The sequence below is a fragment of the Schaalia sp. genome, from assembly GCF_050312375.1.
GTDB lineage: Bacteria > Actinomycetota > Actinomycetes > Actinomycetales > Actinomycetaceae > Pauljensenia > Pauljensenia hyovaginalis.
On the sequence record NZ_JBNOYB010000091.1, the window covers coordinates 1 to 3,505 of the forward strand.

General features: G+C 66.2%; 2 protein-coding genes. Both read right to left on the minus strand.

Features of this window, described 5'->3' with window-relative positions:
* Window positions 1–23: 23 nt before the first annotated feature.
* Entirely contained in the window at window positions 24–2,957 is a 2,934-nt protein-coding gene (locus ACQY7V_RS07100; RefSeq protein WP_428639530.1) for a glycoside hydrolase family 3 C-terminal domain-containing protein, read from the minus strand.
* Between the two features lie 99 nt (window positions 2,958–3,056).
* The coding region (locus ACQY7V_RS07105; RefSeq protein WP_428639532.1) for a hypothetical protein at window positions 3,057–3,505 on the minus strand (449 nt) is incomplete at its 5' end.

A 3,505-nucleotide genomic window follows, 5' to 3' on the forward strand; every position in this document is an offset into this window, starting at 1 on the left:
TTAGTGCCCGCCCCGGGATCGGCTCACTCGCCCTCGTCGACGCTGATCGCGCCCAGGGTCTTCACTTTGCGGACCCTGCGCGCGACGCCGTAGGCGCCGCCGAGGATGCCGAGGAGCACGAGCGCGGACGCGCCGTACTGGATGTACTTCCAGGTCGGGGGCGTGTAGGTGACGGTCGCACCGGGGGCGAAGCCGTTCATCGCGTTCGAGTTCGCCACCGAGTACAAGACGTTCTTCGCGGCCTTGCGGATGTTCGTCTTCGCCAGCGCCGACTTCGTGTCCTTGTAGGACTTGGACGGGGCGAAGGAGAGCGTGAGGTCGGTTCCGGCGTCGATCGCCTGATCGGGACTCATGTAGTTGTAGAGGTTGAAGTCCGTGATCGCGAAGCCGGTGAAGCCCCATTCCTTCCGCAGGACATCGGTCATGAGGGCCTTGGAGCCGCCGGCCCAGGTCCCGCCGATCCTGTTGAAGGAGCTCATGACGGCGAGGGATCCGATCGGCGCGGTCTTCGTCGCGCCCTCGTCGTCGGCGATGTAGGCGACCTCGGAGCTCACGCCCTTGACGGCGATCTCGAAGGGCTTGAGGTAGAGCTCGCGGATCGCCTGCTCGTTCGCCCAGGAGGCGACGCCGTTGTTCACCCGGTTCGTCTCCTGGTCGTTGAGCGCGAAGTGCTTGAGCGTCGTGTAGAGGCCCTTCTCGATCGCGCCCTGGGAGACCGCCTCGCCGAGGAGGCCGGACAGGAGCGGGTCCTCGGAGTAGTACTCGAAGTTGCGTCCCGCGAAGGGGCTGCGATGGAGGTTCATCGCGGGGGCGTACCAGCCCGAGACGCCCTTGAGCAGCGACTCGTTGCCGACCATCGTGCCCATCTCCTTGGCGAGTTCGACGTTCCAGGTCTGGGCGATCGTGTACTCGGAGGGGTAGGCGGGGCCGTTGACGGAGGCGTTGATGAAGGAGGAGAAGCCCGCGGGCCCGTCGAGGTCGGTGACGGCCGGCTTCGCGATCGAGGGGAGCGCCGCCGAGTTGTAGGCGCCGTTGAGGAGCATGTCCGTCATGTCGGAGACATCGAGCGAATCGAGGAGCTCATCCCACTTCGGATCGTCGTAGGGGCGTCCGCGAAGATCGACGAGGGTGAGCTCGGTGTCCGCCCCGGTCGTGGGCTCTTCTGCGTCGGAGGCCTCGGCCGCAGCCTTCGCGTCGTACTCGGCGAATCCCGCCTTCGCAGCCTCGGAAGCGTGCATGCGCTCGGTGCCCAGCGGCGAGGTCGGGAAGGTGCCCGCGAAGTCGGAGCGCGACATGTTGAGGATCTTCGCCGTATCGGCGGCGTCGTCGGTGAAGTCGCCGGAGACGTCGTCGAAGCGGTTGACCGCCACCGCCGCATCGCTCGACCGGGGGTTGTCCTCGTCGTAGACGACGGTCTCGGCGACCGTGTAGGTCATCGGCTCGGTCCCCTCGGCGAGGGTGTGGGAGTCCGTGCGGACGCTGATCGCGTAGTCGCCCGCCTCGAGCACGTAGGCGCCCTCGCCCTCGTAGTCGTAGGACGCCATGTCCTCGACCGGGAAGGAGACGGTGAGCGTCTGCGAGGCGCCCGGCTCGAGGAGCCCGGTCTTGGCGAAGCCTCCGAGGACGACCTCGGACTTCTCGATGCCGCCCGAGGTGTAGGGGGCCGAGTAGTAGACCTCGACGACGTCCTTGCCCGCGACGCCCCCGGTGTTCGTCACCTCGACGTCGACGGAGATGCTCCCCTTGACGTCGTCGAAGGTCTGGGAGACGACCTTCTGGGAGAAGCCGGTGTAGCTGAGGCCGTAGCCGAAGGGGTAGACGACGGCCGAGTCGTAGTCGATGAAGCCCTCGGCGGCTGCCGTCTCGTAGTAGCGGTAGCCGACGTAGATGCCCTCCTGGTACTGGACGAAGGGGGCCTCCTGCGTGACCGTGGCGTTCGAGGCCGCGCTCGACAGCGCCGAGGAGGAGTAGCTGACGGCGAGGTCGTCGTAGATGAAGCCTCCGAAGTTCACGAAGGTCGGGTCCTTCGTGAAGTCCGCGGCCCAGGTGTCGGTGGTCTTGCCGGAGGGATTGATCTCGCCGGAGAGGACCTTGCCGACGGCGCTGAAGCCGGTGAGGCCGGGCGAGCCGATGAGGAGCACCGAATCGATTCCGGGGTCGGCCTGGATCTCGCCGAGTTCCATCGTCGTCGAGGAGTTGACGACGACCACGACTTTGTCGAAGTCCTTCTTCGCGAGTGCGATGAGGTCCTTCTCGTCCTTGTTGAGCTCGAGCTGGTGCTGGCCGTCGGCGTAGTTGTCGTCCCAGCCCTCCATGGACTGGGCGAGGTCGCCGCCCTCGCCGCCGGCGCGGCCGATGAAGACGATCGCCGCGTCACCGTATTCGGCGAAGGTGGACTCCTGAGCCCGGTACTGGTCGATGGGGAGCTCGCCGACCGTGTAGGTCGAGGTCGCGGGGCTGTCCATCTCGATGATCGCCCGGTCGTTCTCGGCCGCGAAGGCTTCGATGGCGGAGTAGACGGATTCGTTGACCTGGAATCCGGCGTTCACCAGGCCGGTCTTCGCGTCGATCGCGCTCGTCGTGTCGACCGAGCCCGATCCGGAGCCCCCGTAGATCGGGTCCGCGGCCGAACGTCCGAGCATCGTGACCTTCGCGCCCGATGCGAGCGGGAGGGCGCCCTCGGAGTTCTTCGCGAGGACGATGCCCTCGCCCTCGATCCGCTCGATGAGATCAGCGGCCGCCGCGTTGAGATCGTCGACGTTGTCGAAATCGGCGTCGTAGTAGTCCGTATCCCAGTCTTTCGCCGAGTCGGAGTTCTCCACCGTGTAGGTTCCGGCTCCGAGCTGCGATCCGATCCACTTGTCGAAGATCCCGATCGCGATGTTCACCACGACGACGAGGACGAGGAGGACGGCGAGGATCGGGATCCAGATCGCCATGAACTTCTTGTTCGTCATCGGGGGCTTCTTCGTTGAGGCAGCCACTATTTCCCAAGCTCCTTAGCTCGCGGGGTGTTCAGGAGTGCCCGTGGGGGCGTGTTCGGGACGAGCCCGAGGTCACTCGGACTTCTCCGAGATGTTGCCGTCCTGGTCGATCTCCCAGGTCTTCTGCGATTGCGCCGCCACGGCGCCGATGATGAACTTCGGGCCCTTCTCGATCTTGACGATCGAGGTCGTGAGCTTCTCGGTCGCCTCCGAGTAGGCGTAGGGGACGACGAGCATGCCGTACTTCTCGGTCGGCTTCTTCACGTCGGAGGCGAGGTAGATCTGGTCGAGGTCGGGGTTGTCGGCGAGCGTGTCGAGGATCGTCTGGCGGGCGAGCTCGAGGTCGGCCTTGGTCTCGGCGTCCTCGCCCTGAGCGGCCGAGTCGGAGGCGGCGGACTGGGCGGCGGGGGCGTCGGAGCCCGAGCACGCGGCGAGGGCCGAGGAGCCCGTGAGCGCGAGGGCGAGCGCGACGCTGATGCGCAGGAGCGAGTTCTTCATGGGAGTGTCCTTTTCTTCAGAGC

Bases quoted from the DNA above. Each gene is read 5' to 3' on its own strand.
- ACQY7V_RS07100 (WP_428639530.1), bottom strand. From the start codon at position 2,957: ATGACGAACAAGAAGTTCATGGCGATCTGGATCCCGATCCTCGCCGTC.